This is a genomic window from Parafilimonas sp. (genome assembly GCF_047606085.1).
Classification (GTDB): Bacteria; Bacteroidota; Bacteroidia; order Chitinophagales; family Chitinophagaceae; genus Parafilimonas.
In genome coordinates this window covers 1-2,762 of sequence record NZ_JASGEX010000206.1, presented here as the reverse complement: position 1 = coordinate 2,762, position 2,762 = coordinate 1, and the positions used below count along the sequence as shown (strand labels likewise).

Sequence of the window (2,762 nt, the reverse complement as noted above, 5' to 3'; positions counted from 1 at the left end):
TTTTTATTCGCCCCTGTTCCCCTTCGGGCGCCCCGCGATCGCGGCCCGACCGGGTTTCGTAAAGCGCTTCAATAATTTTTTGTAACGGTTGTTAACCCTTTGGGATAATCGCGGTAATAGATTTTGTTTTCAATTGTAAAAGGCGTTGTATTCCCGCCCGCAATATCTGTCCACGAAAAAGCGGAAGCAGGTTGCAGTTTGGTATGTATAGACGCCTGGCTATGCACCAGGTACACCTCTGCATATACATTAAATGTGTGCGCACCTGCACCATTCAGGGCATAATCTTCCGGAAAATGTATGGTGTAGTTATTTTCATTGCGCACTGTGGTGGTCTTTATAACCTTGTTGTTTTCATCTTTAACAATAAGCTTGTTCCTGATTCTTGTATTGGAGCAATTTATAACCAGCGGTAGGTTGTTGATGCCTGATGAACCGGCCTGCGAAACATATTGCAACTGGAGAATACGGCTTAAGCCTATATGCAAATTACCGGGCTCATGTGCATTAAGGCCTAATAAAGGTTTAGAGCCCGTTATCATCATTTCAGGCGAAACAGGAGAAGTAAGGCTTTGCAATAAGATATACGGGCTGGTTTTATTTACAAAGTCAAGCGATACCAGCTGAACAGAAACGGTATCGCTGCTTTTTACCTTGCCTGTGGCCGATGGCACACCATAATGAATAGTGAATGTAACCGGCACAGGGCTGCCGTCGTCGGGCAACGAAATATTTGTGCCGTTGATGGCAGTGATAGCCTTAGCTGACCCGTAATATGATGTGGGGCTGAAAAAAGCAGGTATATCGTTCATAAAAATGGAGAAGGCATCTCCCTCATTGGTTTCATAAGCAATAAAAGTAAGGGCCTGTATCTTTATCCCCGGCTTTTTTGCCGCAAAATTCAAAGTAAATTCGGCAGTGCCGCTGCCATCAGCATTGGCTATAAACTGCGTTTTGGTTGTTGATGGCCATGCTATCCCTGTTACTTTTACCGGCCCGTTAACTGTGGCAAGGCTGGTTTCACCGGCTGATAAAGCGCTGGTTTCCATCGTTTCTTTTTGGCAGGAATTAAGGAGCAGGCACACACAAAGGCCTGTGATGATGAGATTAGCTTTTTTCATAAATTAAATGGTTCAAGAATGTTTAATCATTGGTTTTGTTTAAGGACAAGCTATGTATCCGGATTTTATGATGTATTTCCAAGGCTAATAAAAATTCCGGTATTAAACCTAAGACATAAAACCGTATCACCAAAATTTATATTTACAGCCTTGGCTGGTTTGCACAAGGCGCCGCATAACTTACGCACATTGCAAGAACGCTATTTTAAAGCTGCGCAAATGTTTCCAGGAAACCAAACATGTATTGTTTCTGCAGGCTGATGTGCTGCTGCATTAAAGTTTTTAGTTCAGCTTCTGTTTGCACAAAATCTGCTTTTATCAATTCAGCCCGTTCATGCTCTGTCATGCCATTCAAAAGGTCTTCTTTTACTTCCGCATGAAACTGCAGGCCCACCACATGATTGTTATATACAAAACCCTGTTGGGCACAGCCTTTTGTTTTAAAAAGATGTATCGCCGTATCAGGCAAAGTGAATGTATCGCCATGCCAGTGAAAGGTGGTGAATGTATGCGGCAAATGGTTGGTAAGCGGATGCGGTGTAACTTTTTCAACCGGCAGCCAGCCAATCTCTTTCAGGGTATGCGGAAATACTTTTGCGCCCAGGGCCGCTGCTATAAACTGGGCGCCCAGGCAAACGCCCAGCACTTTCTTTTTTGCTTCGATCGCTTGTTTAATGAATGTTTTTTCAGCAGGCATCCAGCTATATTTATCTTCTTCATATACGCCCATCACACCGCCCATGATCACGAGCATATCAAAAGAATCTGCCAGGGGAAAAGCGGCCTCTTCAAAAACCTTTGTATAAGCAGTGGCATGACTTTTTTCTGCTGCCCAGTCTGCAATAGAAGCAGGGTGCTCAAACGGCATGTGCTGAATAAAGTGAATATGCATAAATCCTTGTTCCCCGGAGGGAAATTTTTATATTTCGTAATTAATTAAACTGTTGCGCAAATTTAGGGGCGTTAAGTTTTTACGGGCAGTAATATATTTGATGTGTATGTTTTAGAAAAGTCAAGAGACTTTGCGCATAGAACCTGCGAAGTCAGGAGACCACAAGTGTTCGAAACCATTTTCCTAAAGCTTCATAGAGGCTTAACGTGTGTACAATGCTGCCCGTAATGTTTCTTTACCGTTCCATTGGAACGGAACGTTTACACGCACCACACCTACGGTGTGGAAATCCCCCTGGCACAATTATTTCTGCACACGGGGGCGATCATACGGATCGCGGATCGCTAATACAGGCTTCGAACACTTGTGGTTAGGAGACTTCGCAGAGCCCGGAGCCCACAAAAAGCAGAATGCCTGCCTGCCGGAGAGGCAGGTGCATAGCGAGGTTCTCCCGAAGCCAGTTCGGGACAGGCATGAGGCCATTGAAAAAACAAACTTGTACGAATGAAACGCCCATGTAAAATGTTTCACTCACAGGGGAATGTATATTAAGGCGTTCCATGAGACCATTGAAAAAACAAAAATTATACGAATGAAACCAAGCATGATAATTTTTCTCACACCAGGGGAATGTACATAGCGAGGTTCCATGAGACAACTGAAAAACAAAAATTATACGAATGAAACCGAGCATGATAATTTTTCTCACACAGGGGAATGTGCATAGCGAGGTTCTCCCGAAGCAAGTT

The 2,762-nt window shown here is 43.9% G+C and carries 2 protein-coding genes; both read right to left on the bottom strand.

The window, feature by feature from the left end:
- Positions 1-68: 68 nt before the first annotated feature.
- Positions 69-1,121: a hypothetical protein gene (locus QM629_RS18535; protein ID WP_415161392.1), complete on the bottom strand. Its 1,053-nt coding sequence runs from the start codon at positions 1,119-1,121 to the stop codon at positions 69-71.
- Between the two features lie 205 nt (positions 1,122-1,326).
- Entirely contained in the window at positions 1,327-2,013 is a 687-nt protein-coding gene (locus QM629_RS18530; protein ID WP_415161391.1) for a type 1 glutamine amidotransferase, read from the bottom strand.
- Positions 2,014-2,762 lie beyond the last annotated feature (749 nt).